Origin of the sequence: Pseudomonas capeferrum, assembly GCF_000731675.1 — a bacterium.
Classification (GTDB): domain Bacteria; phylum Pseudomonadota; class Gammaproteobacteria; order Pseudomonadales; family Pseudomonadaceae; genus Aquipseudomonas; species Aquipseudomonas capeferrum.
The window spans coordinates 1,218,112-1,237,930 of sequence record NZ_JMIT01000001.1 but is presented as its reverse complement, the minus strand read 5'-3'; the positions used below and the strand labels follow the sequence as shown (position 1 = coordinate 1,237,930).

The window sequence follows — 19,819 nt, the reverse complement described above, 5'->3', positions numbered from 1 at the left end:
TGTCACTTTGACTTGAGTCTCGCGAGCACCTTTTCAGCCAAGTCAGCCGTGGATGCGGGGTTTTGCCCGGTAATAAGACGATCATCGCTGACCACGAAGGGTTTCCACGGGTCATCGTGCTTGCTGTAAATACCGCCACGGGCAACCAGTTCGTTTTCGGTGAGAAAAGGCACTACCTTGTCCAGTTCAACCAGTTGCTCTTCGATGTTGGAAAAGCCTGTGACCTGTCGGTCCTTCACCAGCAGGCTGTTGTCACTGAGCTTGATGTTCAACAGGCCGACGACGCCGTGGCAAACAGCCGCGATGATGCCTTTGTTCTCATAGATCTTGCGTGCGAGGTCTTGAACCGGTTTGCTCTCGACAAAGTCGTACATCACGCCATGCCCGCCGGTGTAATAGATGGCGCTGTAGTCGTCAGCCTTGACCAGACCTGGGCTCAGGGTGGCGCCCAGGCGGCTCATGAACCGCTTGTCGTCATACCACTGCCAGTCCAGGTCGGGGGCCATCTGCAGGCTGTGCGGGTCGACCGGTACGTAGCCACCCTGAGGGCTGACATAGTCAACTTCGTAACCGGCCTTCTCGACTTTCTCGACAAAATGCACGGCCTCGCCCAACCATAGCCCGGTTGCCCGCTTGAGGTTCGGGTACTTGGCCGTATTGGTCAGCACTACCAGCACTTTCTTGCTCATGACCACACTCCCGTCGGCAGCCTGTAAGGGACCGTTATTCCATGGCTCAGTGGAAAACCTAATGAGCATAGCTGCCACATGCCGGTACGCCATTAAAGCAGCGCGAGCTGTGCTACCTTGAACAGCATTCGCCACCCAGAACACCATGGGAGTCACACATTTGGTCGCTAATGGCACCCCCCGCGAAGCTGCGTCACAGGCCATCCTGCTGGCGCCCAACACGGCAACGGTCGATCCCATGGGCGAGTGCATCGCCCAATTCGATTGGGGGCGCACCGCCCTCGGGCCATTGCCACGCTGGCAGGCCTCGCTGCGTATTGCCGTCGACATGATGCTGTTGTCGCCATTTGCCTGCGCGGTGGTGTGGGGGCCTGACCTCAGCGTGATCCATAACGATGCCTATCGAGCGCTGCGCCTCGGCGGCCAGGATGTACTGGGCAAAGCGTTCGACGCGGTCTGGAGCGATGCCTGGCAGACCATGGGGCCTTGGGTGTTCAAGGCACTCGAAGGGCGCTCGAGTTTTGTCGAGGACCCGCCCATGCGTATCGCCTGCGGCCAGAACGGCGACCCCGTGTGGTGTGTCTTCGGCTACTCACCGATTCGTGACGAGCAGGGCAGCGTTGCGGGTTTTCTTCACACACTCATCGAAACCACGGCAAATGTCGAGGCGTATCACCATTGGCGTGAGCAGGCCGAGGCCTTTGAAAAACAGCTCGGAAGCTACATGGCCGATCGTGAACAGATCTGGCAACTGTCGCGTGATGCCATGATGATCGTCACCCGTGAACTGACGCTACACGCTACCAACCCAGCCTGGCACCGTATCCTGGGTTGGGGTAAGGACGCGGCGCAGGGCATGCCGATACTGGAGCTGATCCACCCGGCGGATCGCGCAGAAGTGCAGGTGGCGGTATCCGGCTTCGTGCAGGACAAGGCGCTCGAGCAGATCGATATCCGCCTGCGTCACCAGGATGGCCACTATCGCTGGTTTCGCTGGGCCGCCAAATTCGATGGCAGCTTGCTGACCGCCGTGGGCCGTGACATCACCGCCGACCGCGAAGAGGCCACCCGCCAGTCCGAGGCCCTGTTGCGCAACAGTGAACATCTGGAAGTCATTGGCCAATTGGCAGGCGGGATGGCACATGAAATGAACAACCTGCTGTCGGGTATCGGGGGCAGCCTGGAACTGTTGCAACGACGCATGCTGCAGGGGCGCCTGGAACGCATGGAGACCTATGTGGAGCTGGCGCGCGACTCGGTGCAGCGCGCCATGAACCTGACTCACCGGCTGCTGGCGTTTTCCAGCCATCAGCCCCTTGATCCCAAGCCACTGAATGTCAATCGGCAGCTGTCCTTGATCGAACCAATGCTACTAAAGGCCCTGGGCGCGGAAATGAGCCTGCATTGGCAACTGGATGTGAGACCATGGACGGTCTGCGTTGACCTTACCCAGTTTGAAAATGCCTTGATCAACCTCTGCGTGAATGCCCGTGAAGCCTGCCTTGAGCGTGGCAGCGTCACTATCCGTACTGTCAATGAACGGTTGACTGCGCATTTCCCGGATGAGCAGGGGCTGCCGCCAGGCGACTACGTGGCATTGCATGTCGAAGACAACGGCCACGGCATGTCGGCGGCCGATGTCGCCAGAGCTTTCGAGCCCTTTTTCACCACCAAGCCCATGGGGCGTGGGTCGGGGCTCGGCCTGCCGATGGTCTACGGCTTTGTCGGGCAGTCGGGTGGTTATGTCTGGATCGAGTCGAACCTGAACGAGGGGACGAGAGTCTCCTTATTGTTTCCGCGCAGCCGTGCGTCGATTCCGGCAGAGGCACCGGCATGCCTGCCGGTCATCGAGCGGGTCCAGGGCGGGCGGCTGCTGCTGATCGATGACGAGGTCAACCTGCGCGCACTGATGCGTGAGTTTCTCTGCGAGCGTGGTTTCGCCGTCATTGAAGTTTCCGACGCCAATTCTGCACTGGACCGCTTTCGTCATGACGGGGCTTTCGACCTGGTCATCACTGACATCGGCTTGCCGGGTGGTTTCAGCGGCCGGCAAGTGGCCAAGGCCATGCGCATGCTCAAACCGACGCAGAAAATCCTCTTCATCACCGGGTATACCGATCAGCCGATCGAAGCCCAACTGCTCGAGCAGCCTGGCACCGCGCTGATGCTCAAGCCGTTCCCGCTGGAGCAATTGGCCAACCAGGCCCAGCACATGCTTGCCGACTGAGCCGGTTCAGGGCTCGCCGAGTATCTGCGTCACCTGCGCCTGCAGCTGTTCGAGTGCGAATGGCTTGCAGATCAGGTGCATGCCCGCGCCAAGAAAGCCCTCCCTGGCCATGGCCGTTTCTGCGTAACCGGTGATGAACAGCACCGGCAGGTCTGGGCGCAGGGTGCGGGCGATTTCCGCCAGTTGCCGCCCATTCATGCCGGGCAGGCCGACATCGCTGACCAGCAGGTCGATCCTTTGCGATGAACGCAGTATGTGCAGCGCTTCATTGGCGTTGGCGGCGGTTTGACAAGGGAAGCCGTCTTCGCACAGCGCATGACAGAGCAACTGACGCACATGAGGGTCGTCTTCGACCACCAGCACGTCATGGCCCTTGCTGCCGGGCACAGGCCTTGGGGTCGGGCGCTCGGGCTTTGCCTCGCCAACGTGCCGCGGCAAGTACAGGTCGACTTGGGTGCCATGGCCGATCTTGCTCTGCAGGGTGACATGCCCATGGGACTGCTTGCTGAAGCCGTACACCATGGACAGGCCCAGGCCGATGCCCTGGCCAACGGGTTTGGTGCTGAAAAACGGTTCGAAGGCGTGTTCCAGCGTGCTCTGCGACATACCCTGGCCGTCATCGATGATGCTCAGGCGCAGGTATTCACCACTGTTGAGGGCGCCCCCCGCGAACTGCTCGTGCTCGACCCGCTGGTTGCTCGCCTCGATGCGTAGCAGCCCGCCGGTGGGCATGGCTTCACAGGCATTGAGCAGCAGATTGTCCACGGCCTCTTGCAGCTGCCCGTCGTCGGCCTCCACCGGCCAGAGGTCGGCGGGCACATGCAGTTGCAGGGTCACTGAATGGCTGAGCCCAGCATTCAGGCGCTTAGGTTCAAGCAGCGTGTGCAGCTCGACGCGCTGAGTGTGCAGGGATTGCCTGCAGGAAAACGCCAGCAGACGGTGGGTCAACTGACCTGCGCGCGACAGGGCCTCCTGGCCCATGCGCAAGATGCCCTCCAGGCTGTCGCTGCGGCCCTGCTTGAAACGACGCTCGATCAGTTCGAGACTGCCACCGATACTGGTCAACAGGTTGTTGAAATCATGAGCGATGCCACCGGCCAGTTGGCCGATGGCTTCCATTTTGCGGATCTGCGTGCGGGCGAGCTCTGTGCTGTGCTGTTCCTGGAAACGTGCGTCCAGCCGCTGTTGCTGGGCTGAGAGCTGATCACGTGCGTGGTACTGATGGCGGCGGTTACGCTGCGCGATGCGGATCAGTTGCAACACTTGCCCCTCCTCGAGTGGGAAGAGCAACTGCATCAGGTTACCTGTAGGCAGGTGGGTGGGGCCTGTGGCGGCTGAGCTGACATCCATGATCAGCAGAATGGGCAGGTCTGACCAGCTGGGCTGCTGGTCGATAAAACCTTGCAACGGCGGGCTGGGCCCGTTGCTGAACGTCTGCTCGGCGATGATCGCCAGGGCCGCACCTTCGATCAGGCAGTCGTGCAGGTTGGCGATGTCATGGGCACACAGGCTTTCGATGCCGACGGTCGCAAGCAGGCGAGCGGTATCCGCAGCAAGCTGTGGGGGTGCCAGGATCAAGGCACGTTCGTCCAACGCCAACGAACTGGCCAAAGCGACGCTCCTGTAACATTAGGCAGGGCCAAGGCTTGGCCGTGCTGCCAGTAGTCCGATACTCACTGGACCGCAGGCTGTCGCTTGGGGTTCAACGAATTTTTCGGCGGCCTAAAGCCCCTGTTGTAGCACCGGGTCGTCGGGGTTTTGCCGTTCGAGCTCGGCGAGCAGCACCTGAACGTTCTGCAGTTGGCCGGTCTCTTTCCAGTACTGGATAAGCAACAGCCGCGCCCGGCGATTGGCTGGCTCGCGACTGAGCACGGTTTCCAACTGTTTCTGGGCAGCATCGACCTGCTCGAGTTCATGCAGGGTCACCGCCAGGGTAGTGCGGTACTCGGCGTTGTCCGGCTCCAGCTCCACCGCACGGGACAGGGCAAGCAGGGCATATTCGCGCTGTTCGTGCCGATTGAGCCAGAGCCCCAGCTCATATTGCAAAAAGGCAGAGTCGGGGCTCAGGAGCAAGGCTTTGGCCAGCACCTGGCGAGAAGCGTCGTGATGGCCTTGGCGCTCCAGCAGGCGAACCTGGGTTGCCAACGCGTCGACGTTGCCTGGGGCCACCGTCAGGGCCCGTTGCAAGGCAGCAGCGGCCTGGGTGTAGTCGTTTTCGTGCAGGTACAGGCGCGCCAGATGCACCTGGGCATCGGCGTCGTCGGGTTGTTCCTCCAGTGCCTGCTGGTACTGCTCCAGGGCTGCCTGCAAGGGGCCGAAGTACAGGCCGATAGCGTCCGGGTCCAGGCCCAGCAGAGCGTCTACGGCCGCGAAGCGTACACTTTGCTCGGCGTCATCGAGCAAGGGGCCGAGTACCAGGCTGCGTTGTGCGGCCGGCAGCAAGCGGCGAATGCCGGCAATGGCTGCTTGGCGTACCAGCGGGTCTGCGTGCTCCAGGTCCAGGCGTGCGAGTTTCAGGGCCTGGGGGGAGGGGTAGTTGGGCAGCTCGGCGTACAGAGCCGCGCGGCGAATGGGGGCCAGGTCGTTACGTTGCAATTGCTGGTACAGCACCCGCGCAGCGCCTGGCAAGCCTTCATGGGCCTGGCGCAGGGCCTTGGCGTAACTGTGCGCGGGCAGCGTGGGCGGTGCCGGCTGGTCGTCTCGCTGCAGGTAGCCGATCATGGTGACCAGCAGAATCAGCAGCAGCAAGGCGATCAGGTAGCGGTTGCGTCTGGGCATCGGACGGTCCGTGGCGGCAGGAAGGGCAGAGCTTGGGCCAGCAACGGGTCAAATGCAACCGCTGAAGGCATGGCGGCGCCAAGGCCGTCAGAGGCCCCGCAAGGCGCAAAAAAAAGCCCCGCAGGCCAAGGCCCGCGGGGCAAACAGTTGGGGGAGTAACCAACCAAAGGAGTCGTTGAAAGGGGTTGAATCAGCGCGCGCTGGCCACCGTATCCGGTTGCCAGCCGCCACCCAGGGCCTTGTAGATCGAGACGATGCCGCGGTACAGCTCGACCTCTCCCTGGGCCTGGGCATCTTCTGCGCTAAGGCGCTCACGCTCGGCGTCGAGCAGCACCAGGTAATCCACCGTGCCTTCGCGATAGCGGATCGAGGCCAGCGCTGCCGCCTTGCGGCTAGCGTCGCTCTGACGCATCAGCGACAACAGGCGCTGCTGGGTCTTGTCGTAATCGCTGAAGGCGTTGGCCGACTCTTCAAGGGCCAGCAACACTTGCTGCTCATAGTTGGCCAGGGCGCCTTCGGCGTCTGCCTTGGCACCGCGCAGACGGGCGCGCACGCTGCCCAGGTCGAAGGCCGCCCAGGTGATGCTCGGGCCCAGGCCCCAGGCGTTGGCTGCCGAGGAGCCGATCTGCGAGCCGCGCGCAGCCGTAAAGCCGAGGAAGCCACTGAGGCTGACCCGTGGGAACAGGTCGGCAGTGGCCACACCGACGTTGGCCGTGGCGGCGGCCAGTTGGCGTTCGGCACTGCGAATATCCGGGCGACGACGCAGCAGCTCGCCGGGGTCGCCCACCGGCAGTGCTTTGGCGATGGCTGGCAGGGCCTTGGGCGACAGGTCTACGCTCAGCGCGTCCGGGCGCTGGCCAAGCAGGGTGGCGATGCGGTGACGGGCACGCGCCTGTTCGGCCTGCAGTTGCGGCACAGTGGCTTCGACACCTGCCAGGCGCGCATCGGCACGCACCACATCAAGGTCGTTGCCCACGCCAGCATCGCGCAGGGTTTCGGTGATGGTGCGCGATTCCTGCTGGGTCTTGAGGTTGGCCAGGGCGATGTTCTCGCGCAACTGGGCACCGCGCAGTTGGCCATAGGCGTCGACCAGTTCGGCGATCAAGCTGACTTGCAACTGCTGCAGGTCGGCCGCGGCGGCGGCCTCCTGGGCTTCGCTGGCTTCGATCTGGCGCTGAATACGGCCGAACAGGTCGAGTTCCCAGGCCATGTCCAGGCCCAGGTCATAGCGTTCGCTGTTGACCCGCTGCTCGGTCTGGCCGGGGACCTGGCCCTTGCCGATTTCGCTGCTGGCACGGCTGGTGACCACCGGCAGTTGGTCGTTGGCGGCGTCCTCACGGATAGCACGGGCCGACTTTAAACGGGCAAAGGCTACCCGCAGGTCACGGTTACCGTCGAGCGAGGCCTGCACCAGCTGGTTCAGCACCGGGTCGTCGAACTGCTTCCACCAGATGCTTTCGAAGCGGCTACGGTCGTAGGCCTTGGCCTGCAGCTGAGGGTCAAAACGGGCAGGCTCGGTGTTCGGCGTCTTGTAGTCCGGGCCCACCGCGCAGGCCGCCAGGGCCAACGCCAGCAGGCTCGGGGTCAGGGGTTTGAGCAGGTTCATGCGGGGTTCTCCAGCGATTGCACGCGTTCGGCCTTGCGGGCTTGGCGGCGTTCGACGAAACGGCGGATCAGGAAGAAGAACACTGGAGTCAGGAACAGCCCGAACACCGTCACGCCGATCATCCCCGAGAACACCGCGACACCCATGGCGTGGCGCATTTCGGAACCGGCACCGGAGGAGAACACCAGCGGTACCACGCCCATGATGAAGGCGATCGAGGTCATCAGGATCGGCCGCAGACGCAAGCGGCAGGCTTCCAGCACTGCGGCCAGCGGGTCGAGGCCCTTGGCCTGTTCATCCTTGGCGAATTCGACGATAAGGATCGCGTTCTTGCACGCAAGGCCCACCAGTACGATCAAGCCGATCTGGGTGAATATGTTGTTGTCACCGCCCGAGACAATCACCCCGGTAATGGCCGACAGCAGGGTCATCGGCACGATCAGGATCACCGCCAGCGGCAGGCTCCAGCTTTCGTATTGGGCCGCCAGCACCAGGAACGCCAGCAGTACGCAGAGCGGGAACACCAGCAGCGCGGTATTGCCAGAGAGAATCTGCTGATAGGTCAGGTCAGTCCACTCGAAGGTCATGCCGTTGGGCAGTTCCTCTTTGAGCAGTTTCTCGATGGCAGCCTCGGCTTGGCCAGAGCTGTAGCCCGGGGCCGCCGCACCGTTGATTTCTGCGGTGATGAAGCCGTTGTAGTGCATCACGCGATCAGGCCCGGAGGTGTCGCTGACCTTGAGGAAGGTCGCCAGCGGGATCATCTCGCCCAGGTTGTTGCGCACCTTCAATTGGCCGATCTGTTCGGCATCGAGGCGGAACTGCTGCTCGGCCTGGACGTTGACCTGGTAGGTACGGCCAAAGCGGTTGAAGTCGTTGGTGTACAGCGAGCCCAGGTAAACCTGCAGGGTGTCGAAGATGTCGTTGATCGCCACGCCGTGGGTCTTGGCCTTTTCCCGGTCGATGGCGGCATCGACCTGCGGCACGTTGACCTGGTAGCTGGTGAACAGGCCCGCCAGTTCCGGCACGTTGTGGCTCTTGGCGATGATGTTCTGGGTTTCCTTGTACAGCGCTTCGTAACCCAGGTTACCGCGGTCCTCGATCTGCAGGCGGAAGCCGCCAATGGTGCCCAGGCCCTGTACCGGCGGCGGTGGGAAGATCGCGATGTAGGCGTCCTGGATGTCGGCGAACTGGGCGTTCAGGGCGGCGGCGATGGCCGCTGCCGACTGGCTCGGGTCTTTGCGCTCGTCGAACGGCTTGAGCGGGGTGAACACGATGCCGCTGTTCGGGCTGTTGGTGAAACCGTTGATCGACAGGCCCGGGAAGGCTACCGAATCGGCAACCCCAGGTTGCTTCAGGGCGATCTCGCTCATGCGCTTGATCACTGCCTCGGTGCGGTCGAGGCTGGCAGCATCAGGCAGTTGGGCAAAAGCCACCAGGTATTGCTTGTCCTGGGCTGGCACGAAACCGGTCGGGGTGGACGAGAAACCGAGGTAAGTCAGGCCCATCAAACCGGCATACACGAACAGGGCGATGCCGCTGGAGCGGATGACCCGGCGCACGCCGCCGACGTAACTGTGGCTGGCACGGTCGAAGAAGCGGTTGAACGGCGAGAACAGCCAGCTGCCCAGCAGTTTGTCGAGGAAGCGCGAGAAACGGTCCTTGGGTGCGTGGTGGTCCTTGAGCAGCACGGCGGCCAGGGCCGGCGACAGGGTCAGCGAGTTGAACGCCGAGATGACCGTGGAGATGGCGATGGTCAGGGCGAACTGCTTGTAGAACTGCCCGGTAAGGCCGGAAATGAACGCGGCAGGCACGAACACGGCGCACAGCACCAGGGCAGTGGCAATGATCGGCCCGGTCACTTCGCTCATGGCCTTTTGCGTGGCTTCGAGCGGTTTCAGGCCCAGCCCGATATTACGTTCGACGTTCTCCACCACAACGATGGCGTCGTCCACCACGATACCGATGGCCAACACCAGCCCGAACAGCGACAAGGCATTGAGCGAGAAGCCGAACAGGTGCATCACCGCGAAGGTACCGATCAGCGACACCGGCACCGCCAGCAACGGGATGATCGAGGCGCGCCAGGTCTGCAGGAACAGGATCACTACCAGCACCACCAGTATCAGCGCTTCGAACAGGGTGTGTACCACTGCCTCGATGGAGCCGCGCACGAAGATGGTCGGGTCATAGACGATGCTGTAGTCCATGCCCTCGGGGAAGTCCTTCTTCAGCTCGGCCATCTTGGCCCGTACTTCATCGGAGATCTCGATGGCGTTGGAGCCTGGGCGCTGGAAGATCGGGATGGCCACTGCCGGCTGGTTGTTCAGCAGCGAGCGCAGGGCATATTGGCTGGAGCCGAGTTCGACCCGGGCGATGTCTTTCAGGCGAGTGATTTCGCCATCGGCACCGGCACGAATGATGATGTTCTCGAACTCTTCCTCATTGACCAGGCGGCCTTGAGTGTTGATCGACAGCTGGAAACTGGTGGACCCAGGGGCGGGCGGGGCGCCCAGCTGGCCGGCAGCGACCTGGCGGTTCTGCTCGCGGATGGCCGCGACAACGTCACTGGCCGTCAGGTTGCGCGAGGCGGTCTTGTTCGGGTCGAGCCACACGCGCAGCGAGTAGTCACCCATGCCGAACAGTTGCACGTCACCCACGCCGCCCAGGCGTGCCAGCTCATCCTTGATGTTGAGGATGGCGTAGTTGGACAGGTAGAGCATGTCGTAGCGGTTGTCCGGCGAGGTCAGGTGCACGACCATGGTCAGGTCGGGCGAGGCCTTGTCGACGGTAATACCGATGCGCGTCACTTCTTCCGGCAGCTTGGGCTGGGTGCGGGTGACGCGGTTCTGTACCTGCACCTGCGCGTTGTCGAGGTCGGTGCCCAGGGCGAAGGTGATGGTCAGGGTCAGCTTGCCATCGGCGGTGGATTGCGAGGACATGTACAGCATGTTCTCGACACCGGTGATGGCCTGCTCCAACGGTGCGGCGACGGTTTCGCCGATCACTTTGGGGTTGGCACCGGGGAAGTTGGCGCGCACCACCACGGTGGGCGGCACCACTTCCGGGTATTCGCTGATCGGCAGCTGGAACAGCGAGATCGAACCCGCAATCAGCAGCACCAGCGACAGCACCGCGGCAAAAATCGGCCGGGTAATGAAGAATTTTGAAAAGTTCATCGGTGTGATCCCTTAACCGCGTGGCGCCTGGACGCTGGCGACTTTCTCAGTGGTGCCCGCTACCTTCGGCGTGGTGTTGCTGGCTTCGAGGGCCTGGCGCTGCTGGGCGAGGGCGGCGAGGGTCTGTTCGCTGGCCATTGGCGTTTCTTCTGGGGTAACCGCCGAACCTGGGCGTACCCGCTGCAGGCCTCTGACTACGATGCGGTCATCCTTGGCCAGGCCGCTGCGCACGATGCGCAGGCCTTCGAGCTTGGGCCCCAGCTCTACAGCGCGGTAGGTAGCTTTGTTGTCCTTGTCCATGACCAGCACGAACTTCTTGCCAAGGTCGGTGCCCACGGCTTCGTCGTTGATCAGCATGGCGTCGTACTGGGCGCTGCCGACCAGCTTCAGGCGTGCATACAGGCCAGGGGTGAACTGGCCGTCGCGGTTGTCGAACACGGCGCGGCCACGGATGGTGCCGGTGCGCGGGTTGACCTGGTTGTCGACGAAGTTCATCTGGCCCAGGTGCGGGTTGCCGGTTTCGTTGGTCAGGCCCAGGTACACCGGGGTGGTCTGGCCGCGCTGGCCTTCACGTGCCAGCTGGGTGTACTTGAGGTACACGCGCTCGTCGGCGTCGAAGTAGGCGTAGACCTTGTCGGTGGACACCACGCTGGTCAGCGGGGTGACATCGGCGGTGACGATGTTGCCGGCTGTGAACTGGGCACGGCTGACACGGCCGCTGATGGGCGCGGTAACACGGGTGAAGCTCAGGTTCAGACGGGCCAGGTCGAGCTGGGCCTGGATTGCATCGACCCCGGCGCGGGCTTCGGCGGCGGCACTGCTGCGCGATTCGGCAAGTTCGGCGGAGATGGCGTTGCTGTCACGCAGGCGCTCGCCACGGCGGGCTTCGTTGGCGCTGCGGATGGCGGTGGCCTTGGCCTGTTGCAGTTGCGCTTCGAGGCGGCGGACTTCAGCCTGGAACGGGCGCGGGTCGATCTGGAACAGCAGGTCGCCTTTCTTGACCTGGGCGCCTTCGGTGAAACCGACGAGGTCGATCTGGCCCGAGACCCGCGGCCGCACTTCGACGGTTTCCGGGGCTTCGAGGCGGCCGGTGAACTCGTCCCATTCATTGATCGGCTGTTCGATCACCTTGGCAACGGTGACTTTGGGCGCGGCGGGCGCCTGCACGGCGTCGGGGGTTCGACCGCAAGCGCTGAGCACTACGACTGCCAGGGCAGCGAGTGGAAAGCGCAAGGGTTTGAGTGAGTGGTCCATGGAGAACTCCGCCAGAGTATTAGTAGTGGGCGGAGTGTGAGTGCCTTGCGCGCGGCGCACGAATCGAACGGGGCGAAGGTTATTATCACGCTGAATGATATGTCGGGATCTTTCATCGATAAGCGGCATCGCGGGGAGATGAGCATCTGAGCGATCAATCGGGAACTTCAATGCCATGCTCAGGTCGATAGGCTCTTCTTTCGAGCCAGGCCCACCTGGACCAGTCGAGTGCTTTCCTCATGCCAAGCAAGCGTATGCTGTCGACCCTTACCCTGTTGTTCAGCGTCGCTGCGAGCCATTTCACCGTCGCCGGCGAGCGCACGGCGACTGCACACAGTAATACGGCCTCGACCCTGTTGATCGACACCGCTTCTAGGCAATATGCAGACGGCAAACTTGATCAGGCCGCGGCCACACTGGAGCGGGCGCTGCAAATTCAGCCGAACAATCCCGCTACACTGCACTATCTGGGTGTGCTGCGCTTGCAGCAGGGGCAATACGATCAGGCGGGAGTGTTGGCGGCGCGCTCCAACCTGCGCGTCGGGCACAACGTGGCATTGCGCAATCGTAATCTGCAATTGATTCAGGCAGCGAACAAAGCCCGGACTTCAGGTACTGCTCCTGGTGCTGTAAACGCGTCGGCTGTTCAAGCAACACAAGTACAGACGAGCTCGGCGCACGCACGATCAGTCACGCTTGCTGCTGCCGAACAGATGCAGGGCATTGCCGGTCAGCAGCGAATCGGTCTTGCTGAACACCGCATGGCCGATGCTGCTTTTGAGGTGCCGCCAGGCCACAGGCCGCCACCGGGCAAATGCCGAATCTGGTTCCCCGATCGCTCACCCGGGCATCAACCCCCGCCCGGCAAGTGCAAAAAGCTAAAAAAACACATTCCTGCCGGCGCCTACCTTGTGCGTCATTAATGGCCTGGGCCTAGCCGTTTCAGTGGATGCTTGAGGCCAGTTCGAAGATCGGCATGTACATCAAGATCACGATGAAGCCGATCAGCAAGCCGATGAAGGTCATCAGCAGCGGCTCGAACAGCTTGACGAACCATTCCACCCAGCGGCCGATCTCCTGGTCGTGAAAGTCGGCGCAACGCTCCAGCATCTCGCCGAGGTTGCCCGACTGTTCACCCGCCCGCAGCAGCCGCAAAGACACCGGCGTCACCAGTTGCCCGGCCTCCAGCGCATCGGACAACGGCAGCCCTTCGGCCACGCGTTGGCTGGCTTGTTCAAGGCCTTGGGCTGCGGCACTGCCCAGCAGCCCGCGGGCCATGCCCATTGCCGTGAGGATGGAAATGCCACCTTGTAAAAGGATGCCCAGCGAGCGGTAGAAGCGTGCCAGCTCGTACATCATCAACCGCTGGTGCAGTGCGGGCATGCGCCTTAGCTGGCGGGATGCCCAGCGTCGCACGCGCGGGTGACGGCGCAGCAGTACCAGGGCGGTTATCCCCGCCACACTGCCCAGTGCCAACGGCAGTTGCTGGGCATGCAGGAACAAGCCGATCTGCATCAGCATGCGTGACAGCCAGGGCAGCTCGGTACCCATGCCCTCGAACACCTGGCTGAAGCGCGGCACCACGTAGCCGAGCAGAAACAGCACCACGCCACCGCCCACCAGCAACAGCAGCAGCGGGTAGACCGACGCCCCCACCAGCTTCTGCCGGACCAGGTCCAGGCGTTGGCGGTAGGCGATATAGCGGCCCAGGGCGTCGCCCAGGGCGCCGGTGCGCTCGCTGGACTGCACCAAGGCGACGTACAGCGCCGGGAAGATCCGCGGCTGCCGGGCCAGCGCCTGGGACAGCGAATGGCCCTCGTACAGCTGGCGCACCAGGTCACCCAGCGTTTTGCGCGTGGCCGGGGTCGCGGCTTTTTCCGCCAGGCTTTCCAAGGCGTCGATCAACGGCAGCCCGGCATTCAGCAGGGTCGACAGCTCCTGGCTGAACAGCACCAGGTCAAAGTGTGCTTCACGGCGCCAGGCCATGCGACGCAATGCGCCGCCCTGGCCCTTCACGCTAACCACCCGCAAACCTTGCGCCTCGACCTGGCGACGCGCCTGGTCGGCATCTTCGGCGTCGATCTGCAACTGCACCACGCCCTGTCTGCCCAGGGCCTTGAGGCTGTAGCGCATGGCCGAACTCCTCATTGCCAACTGGTGATTTCGGCGTTTTCCCCGTCACCACCGGGCTGGCCGTCCTTGCCCATCGACAGCAGGTCGTATTCGCCGCCGTTCTCGCCGGGTTGCCGGTAGATGTAGGCGTGCCCCCACGGGTCCTGCGGTACCGCCTTCTGCAGGTAGGGGCCCGTCCAGCGGGCTTCGCCACTGGGAGCGGTGACCAGCGCCTGCAGGCCCTGTTCACTGTTGGGGTAATGGCCGACTTCCAGGCGATAGAGGTCAAGGGCCTTGCTCAAGCCCTCGATCTGTGCCCGTGCCACCTTGACCTCCGAGCGGCCTAGCTGGCTGAAGTACTTGGGCGCGACGATGCCGGCCAGCAGGCCGAGCACCACCAGCACCACGAGGAGTTCGAGCAGGGTGAAACCACGTTGGGGGTTGGATCTGCGCTGCATGGTGAAGGCCTCCGCTGCATGTAAACAGGCTGTGTCAGGCACCATGCAACAGCCGTGCACGTCTGCCTCGGGGCCTTGCACCATGCGGTACAGGAAGCGGCACAGTGCTTGCGTCGTCGACATCGACCTCGGGTTTTCCGGGGCATTTCCCCCACATCGGGGGCCACGACGAAGAGGCAGCCGACATGCGTGGACTCATCCTGGGTTTGATCTGGCTGGCGGCGGGTGCCGCCCAGGCCGATGTGTACATCTCCATCGATGCCAAGGGCGGCTACGTACTGACCAACGTCCATCGACCCGGGCGTCATTACCAGCGGGTGATCAGCGAACCGCTGGCCCAGGCGGGCCCGGCCGGTGCGCAGTTGATCACCGGGCGCCCCTATGCCGAGCTGGTGGCGGCCGCGGCGCTCGCCCACAACGTACCGCAAGCGTTGCTGCATGCGCTGATCAAGGCCGAGTCCGGCTATAACCCCAAGGCCCGCTCGCCAGCGGGCGCGGTGGGGCTGATGCAACTGATGCCCGATACCGCCCGTGAAATGGGCGTGGAGAACGCCCTGGACCCTGAAGACAACGTGCAGGGCGGCGCACGCTACCTCAAACGCATGCTGACCCTGTTCGACAACGACATCACCTTGGCCGTGGCCGCCTACAACGCAGGCCCCGATGCAGTGCTGCGACGGGGGGCGGTGCCGCCGTTCGCCGAAACCCGCCGCTACGTGCCCAACGTGCTGCGCGAGTACCGCAAGCTGCAAGGGTTGGCGGACGATTCGCCGTTGTAGGCGCGGCCACCCTTCGGCGGATGCCATCAATTTACAACCATGGTTCCCCCAACTCTGGGCTATAACCTTCAAAGGTGCCCAGCCGTGGAGTCCGCCATGGACATCGCCCCCCGTTCCGACGCCCTCGAAGTGCCTGCCGGCAGCGAGGCGGCAACCCCACGCAAGCCGTTCAACCTGTTGCGCTGGTACGCCTGGGTCAGCCTGGCCATCATCTTTTCGGTGGCTGTCGGCCTGGGGCTGATTTCCAGCCGCTTTATCATCGACGAAAGCGTCGAGCGCGATGCGCTGCTTTCTGCCCAGTTCATTACCTCGATTGCCGACGCCGAAGTGCGCCACGTGTCAATCCCCAATGTGCGCACCATGGGCGAGCTGCTTGACCCGCGCACCGATCGCACGGCGCTGCCGGATGTCGATCCCGAAGCCCGGCGCAAGGCGCGCGGTGAATTCCTTGACCATATCGCGCACCTGCCTGACATGCTGTTGGCCAATATCTATGCGCCGGACCGCACCGTGATCTGGTCCAGCAACCCCGCATTGATCGGCAAGCTGATCGAGGGCGATGACGACCTTGATCGCGCCTTCGAATACAAGATGCGAGTCTCTGCCAGCTACCATGATTTTGAACAGGCACGCGAAGAGCAGAAGTTCGTGACTCCGCCCGTGCAGCTGTTCATCGAGAACTACATCCCGCTGTTCGACGCCGATGGCGAGCATGTCACGGCCATGGTGGAAATCTACAAGGAGCCCCATGACCTGATCGTGCGCATCGAGCACGGCCTGATCCTTATCTGGGCGGCGATCACCGTTGGCGCCGCACTGGTCTATATCGGCCTGTACGGCATCATGCGCCGCGCCGCCAAGCTGCTGGCAGTGCAGCAGAAGCGGCTGATCAACAACGAAACCTACGTGGCCCTTGGCGAGGTGTCTTCGGCGGTGGCGCACAGTTTGCGCAACCCGCTGGCGAGCATCCGCTCCAGTGCCGAGCTTGCACAAGCGTTTGATGACGGCCCGGCACAGCGGAATATCAACGACATCATCAACCAGGTCGATCGCATGTCGCAGTGGATTCGCCAACTGTTGCAGTCACTGCGCCCGCTCAATGACGAAGCGGCGGCGGTGGACCTGGCGCAGGCACTGCAGGAAAGCCTGCAGACCTTTGCCGTACCGCTGACGCGCTGTGCAGTGAGGCTTGACCTGCAGCCGTTACCGGCGGTTCAGGTACTCGGGCACCCGGCATTGCTCAGGCAGATCTTCAGCAGCCTGATCGCCAACGCGCTGGAGTCGATGGAGCAGGGCGGCACCTTGCGTGTCGAAGTGGTGCGCCAGGACCGGCGCAGCCTCACCCTGCGCCTGTCCGATACCGGCAAGGGCATGACCGAGCAGCAGGTTCGCATGGCATTCAGGCCGTTCTTCACCACCAAGCAGGGCGGGCTGGGTGTTGGCCTGGTGCTGGTCAAACGCATCATGGAGCGCTTTGGTGGGGCGGTGAGGTTGAGCAGCAGTGAAGGGCACGGCACTCGGGTTTCGCTGAACTTCAGGTTGGTCAGTTCCGCATGATTGGCTTTAAATATATTGTGTAACTATATGATTTATATGTATTTATGGTTTTTTGGGTAATTTTCACCCAATGGTGGGGGTTAGATCTTGAAATTGGATTAAAAATCCAAACTAAGTAATTGAAAAAACTTCAATTTATCGATTTCTAGATTTGCTGGCTGAGTTTTTGCAAAGACCGATAGCAACAGATGGCAGCTTCGGCGGCCCAGGTGGAGTGCTATTGAATTGCTACCAACCGTAGCAAGGCTGCGCTTCAGAACGGACTCCCTGCGCGGGAACCACTCAATGCAGATGCTGGACAACGAAATGCCCGACAAAGCCTCTGCGGCCTCCAGTGGTTTCGCGGCACCGCTGCGCGAGTTCAACCTGCTGCGTTGGTTTTCACTGATCAGCCTGTTGATCATCGCCTCGGTAGCCGGTGGCCTGGGTTACGTATCGACGCGCTTTGTGGTACGTGACAGCGTCGAGCGCGACGCCATGCTCACCGCGCAGTTCATCCAGGCCATGGCCCAGGCCGAAGTCCGCCATTCGCAGTTGCCGCCGGGCACCACCATGGGTGAACTGCTCGACCCCCGCCTGGACCTACAGCACCTGCAAGTCACCCCGGCGCTGGCCGAGTCGACCCGCGTCGAATTCCTCGACCACGTCGAACACCTGCCCGACACCCTGCTGGCCAACGTCTATGCCCGTGACCGGACCATCGTCTGGTCCACCAACCCTCAGTTGATTGGCAAACGCATCGAGGAGGATGGCGACCTGGAGCACGCCTTCCGTTCGCGCAAGGCGGTTTCTGCCAGCTACCACAAGGCTGAGGAAGACCGTGAAGAACAGAAATTCCTGCGTGAACCCGAGTACCTGTTCATCGAGAACTACATCCCGCTGTTCGACAGCCAGGGTGAACAGGTGCTGTCGATGGTCGAGATCTACAAAGAGCCGCAGGACTTGATCCGGCGTATCCAGCGGGGCTATGTGCTGATCTGGGCCTCAACCCTGGTGGGCGGGGCGCTGATCTATTTCGGCCTGTTCTGGATCGTGCGGCGGGCTGCGCTCATGCTCGACCAGCAGCAAGACCGGCTGGTGGCCAGCGAAACCTACGGGGCGCTGGGCGAAATGTCCTCGGCGGTGGCCCACAGCCTGCGCAACCCGTTGGCCAACATCCGCTCCAGCGCCGAGCTGGCCCAGGAAATCGCCAACCCCACCGCGCAGAAGAACATCAACGACATCATCGGCCAGGTGGACCGCATGTCACGCTGGGTGCGCGACCTGTTGGTATCGCTGCGCCCGGCCAGTGACGAGCCCGAGGCGGTGGACCTGGTCGCGGCCATCGAGGACACCCACCTGGCCTTCGCCCAACAGATCGCGCGCAACGGGGTGCAGTTCTGCTACGAAGGGCCCGAGCTGCAATACGTGGCCAGCCAGCCGCTGCAGCTCACGCAGATTCTCAACAGCCTGTTTTCCAATGCCATCGAGGCCATGCCCGCAGGCGGTGTGTTGCGCGCCCAGGTCAGCGTGGCGGACGGCCAGCGTGCGGTCATGCTGCTCAGCGACACCGGCAAGGGCATGAGCCAGCAGCAGGAACGGATGGTGTTCAAACCATTCTTTACCACCAAACAGGGCGGCCTCGGCGTAGGCCTGGCCCTGGCTCAACGCATCATGGAGCGTTTTGGCGGCTCGGTCAGCCTGAGCAGCCGCGAAGAGGAAGGAACCCGCGTCAGCCTTACTTTCAATATCGCAGCGGGAGTGGACCATGGAACAGAGCATCCTGGTAGTCGAGGATGATGAAATCCTTGCTGACAACATTCGCACCTACCTGAGCCTCAAGGGCTATGAGGTGACGGTCTGCCACAGTGCCGAGCTTGCACTGGAGCAGGTCAAGCAGGCCCAGCCCGACGCCGTGCTGACCGACAACTCGTTGCCCGGCATGAGCGGGCACGACCTGTTGCGCGCCCTGGTGGCACAGGTGCCGGCGCTGAAAGTCATCATGATGACCGGCTACGGCAACGTCGAAGACGCCGTGCAGGCGATGAAGGAGGGCGCGTTCCATTACCTGACCAAGCCGGTGGTTCTGGCCGAGCTCAAGCTGACCCTGGACAAGGCCCTGGCGGCCGAGCGGATGGAGCGCACCCTGTCGTTCTACCAGGAGCGCGAGGCGCAGAAGTCCGGGTTGCAGGCACTGATCGGCGACTCGCCGGTGATGCTCAGCCTCAAGCACACGTTGCACCAGGTGCTGGATGCCGAGCGGCGCATGGCCAGCGACGACCTGCCCCCGGTGCTGGTCGAAGGCGAGACCGGCACAGGCAAGGAGCTGGTGGCCCGGGCACTGCATTTCGATGGGTTGCGCAGCAAGGGGCCGTTCATCGAGTTCAACTGCGCGTCGATCCCGGCCAATTTGCTCGAAGCGGAGTTGTTCGGTCATGAGAAAGGTGCTTTCACCGATGCCAAGGAGCGCAGGGTGGGCCTGGTCGAGGCCGCTGATGGGGGCACGCTGTTCCTCGATGAAATCGGCGAGATGGACCTGGTGTTGCAAGCCAAGCTGCTCAAGCTGCTCGAAGACCGCAGCATCCGCCGCATTGGTGCGGTGAAGGAGCGCAAGGTCGACTTGCGGGTAATCAGTGCCACCAACTGCAACCTCGAACAGATGGTGCAGCAGGGCAAGTTCCGCCGCGACCTGTTCTTCCGGCTGCGCATCATCGCGCTCAAGGTGCCGCGGTTGTATGCGCGTGGGCAGGACATTCTGCTATTGGCTCGTCATTTCCTGGCGCACCATGGCCGCCGTTATGGCAAGCCTAACCTGCGTTTTTCCGCCGAGGCCGAGGCCTTGATGCTGGGCTACAGCTGGCCAGGCAACGTGCGGGAGCTGCGCAACATGCTGGAGCAGACAGTGCTGCTGGCGCCCAACGAGGTGATCCAGACCCATCAGCTGAACTTGTGCATGAGCTTGATCGACGAACCGTTGATTCAGCAACAGGCGCCTATGGTGTTCGAGATGCCACGGCATGAGCCCGAACCCGGCACCAGCCTGCCGGACATGGAGCGGGACCTGGTGTGCAAGACCCTGGACCGGACCGACTGGAACGTGACCAAGTCGGCGCGGATGCTGGGGTTGTCGCGGGATATGCTGCGTTACCGGATCGAGAAGCTGGGGTTAACCAGGCCAGACAAGCGGCAGTGGTAACCCCTCAG

14 protein-coding genes are annotated in these 19,819 nt (G+C 62.7%); 6 read left to right on the top strand and 8 right to left on the bottom strand.

The genetic code is table 11. From position 1 onward, the window contains the following. Positions 1 to 2: 2 nt before the first annotated feature. Positions 3 to 689: a type 1 glutamine amidotransferase domain-containing protein gene (locus PC358_RS05455; protein ID WP_033698022.1), complete on the bottom strand. Its 687-nt coding sequence runs from the start codon at positions 687 to 689 to the stop codon at positions 3 to 5. 145 nt (positions 690 to 834) lie between these two features. On the opposite strand from PC358_RS05455, the gene PC358_RS05450 reads away from it, so the two are divergent. Continuing rightward, complete coding sequence (locus tag PC358_RS05450) at positions 835 to 2,916, top strand: ATP-binding protein (RefSeq protein ID WP_033698021.1); 2,082 nt, start codon at positions 835 to 837, stop codon at positions 2,914 to 2,916. A 6-nt stretch (positions 2,917 to 2,922) separates the two neighbouring features. Here PC358_RS05450 and PC358_RS05445 read toward each other — a convergent pair whose 3' ends face one another. From PC358_RS05445 to mexE, 5 genes are all read right to left on the bottom strand, one after another. Further along, positions 2,923 to 4,527: a response regulator gene (locus tag PC358_RS05445; RefSeq protein WP_033698020.1), complete on the bottom strand. Its 1,605-nt coding sequence runs from the start codon at positions 4,525 to 4,527 to the stop codon at positions 2,923 to 2,925. A gap of 111 nt (positions 4,528 to 4,638) precedes the next feature. Next, the gene (locus PC358_RS05440; RefSeq protein WP_033698019.1) at positions 4,639 to 5,694 is read right to left on the bottom strand and encodes a tetratricopeptide repeat protein; all 1,056 of its coding nucleotides are present in this window, start codon (positions 5,692 to 5,694) and stop codon (positions 4,639 to 4,641) included. Positions 5,695 to 5,884: 190 nt separating this feature from the next. Beyond that, positions 5,885 to 7,300 carry an efflux transporter outer membrane subunit gene (locus PC358_RS05435; RefSeq protein ID WP_033698018.1) on the bottom strand — a complete coding sequence of 472 codons (1,416 nt, stop codon included), beginning with the start codon at positions 7,298 to 7,300 and terminating at the stop codon, positions 5,885 to 5,887. Continuing rightward, on the bottom strand, positions 7,297 to 10,476 hold the full coding sequence (locus PC358_RS05430; RefSeq protein ID WP_033698017.1) for an efflux RND transporter permease subunit: 3,180 nt from the start codon (positions 10,474 to 10,476) through the stop codon (positions 7,297 to 7,299). Before PC358_RS05430 ends, PC358_RS05435 begins: the two co-directional genes overlap by 4 nt. A gap of 12 nt (positions 10,477 to 10,488) precedes the next feature. Continuing rightward, the gene (gene mexE / locus PC358_RS05425) at positions 10,489 to 11,730 is read right to left on the bottom strand and encodes a multidrug efflux RND transporter periplasmic adaptor subunit MexE (protein ID WP_033698016.1); all 1,242 of its coding nucleotides are present in this window, start codon (positions 11,728 to 11,730) and stop codon (positions 10,489 to 10,491) included. Between the two features lie 239 nt (positions 11,731 to 11,969). Between mexE and PC358_RS26905 the strand changes: the two genes are divergently transcribed. Continuing rightward, entirely contained in the window at positions 11,970 to 12,653 is a 684-nt protein-coding gene (locus PC358_RS26905; protein ID WP_077068418.1) for a tetratricopeptide repeat protein, read from the top strand. 19 nt (positions 12,654 to 12,672) lie between these two features. Here the strand turns inward: PC358_RS26905 and PC358_RS05420 are convergent, their stop codons facing one another. Both PC358_RS05420 and gspG read right to left on the bottom strand, forming a co-directional pair. Then, a complete protein-coding gene (locus PC358_RS05420; RefSeq protein ID WP_033698015.1) occupies positions 12,673 to 13,863 on the bottom strand; it encodes a type II secretion system F family protein in 1,191 nt (396 codons plus the stop codon). Positions 13,864 to 13,874: 11 nt separating this feature from the next. Next, the gene (gene gspG / locus PC358_RS05415) at positions 13,875 to 14,300 is read right to left on the bottom strand and encodes a type II secretion system major pseudopilin GspG (RefSeq protein ID WP_033700061.1); all 426 of its coding nucleotides are present in this window, start codon (positions 14,298 to 14,300) and stop codon (positions 13,875 to 13,877) included. Positions 14,301 to 14,485: 185 nt separating this feature from the next. Here gspG and PC358_RS05410 point away from each other — a divergent pair, with 185 nt between their 5' ends. The 4 genes from PC358_RS05410 to PC358_RS05395 all read left to right on the top strand — a co-directional run bounded on the left by PC358_RS05410 (position 14,486) and on the right by PC358_RS05395 (position 19,811). Next, complete coding sequence (locus PC358_RS05410; RefSeq protein WP_033698014.1) at positions 14,486 to 15,079, top strand: lytic transglycosylase domain-containing protein; 594 nt, start codon at positions 14,486 to 14,488, stop codon at positions 15,077 to 15,079. A 96-nt stretch (positions 15,080 to 15,175) separates the two neighbouring features. Next, positions 15,176 to 16,636: a sensor histidine kinase gene (locus PC358_RS05405; protein ID WP_033698012.1), complete on the top strand. Its 1,461-nt coding sequence runs from the start codon at positions 15,176 to 15,178 to the stop codon at positions 16,634 to 16,636. A gap of 285 nt (positions 16,637 to 16,921) precedes the next feature. Beyond that, positions 16,922 to 18,415, top strand: coding sequence for a sensor histidine kinase (locus PC358_RS05400; protein ID WP_033698010.1), 1,494 nt, complete (start codon positions 16,922 to 16,924; stop codon positions 18,413 to 18,415). Beyond that, positions 18,384 to 19,811: a sigma-54-dependent transcriptional regulator gene (locus PC358_RS05395; RefSeq protein ID WP_033698009.1), complete on the top strand. Its 1,428-nt coding sequence runs from the start codon at positions 18,384 to 18,386 to the stop codon at positions 19,809 to 19,811. Before PC358_RS05400 ends, PC358_RS05395 begins: the two co-directional genes overlap by 32 nt. The last annotated feature ends 8 nt before the right edge of the window (positions 19,812 to 19,819 follow it).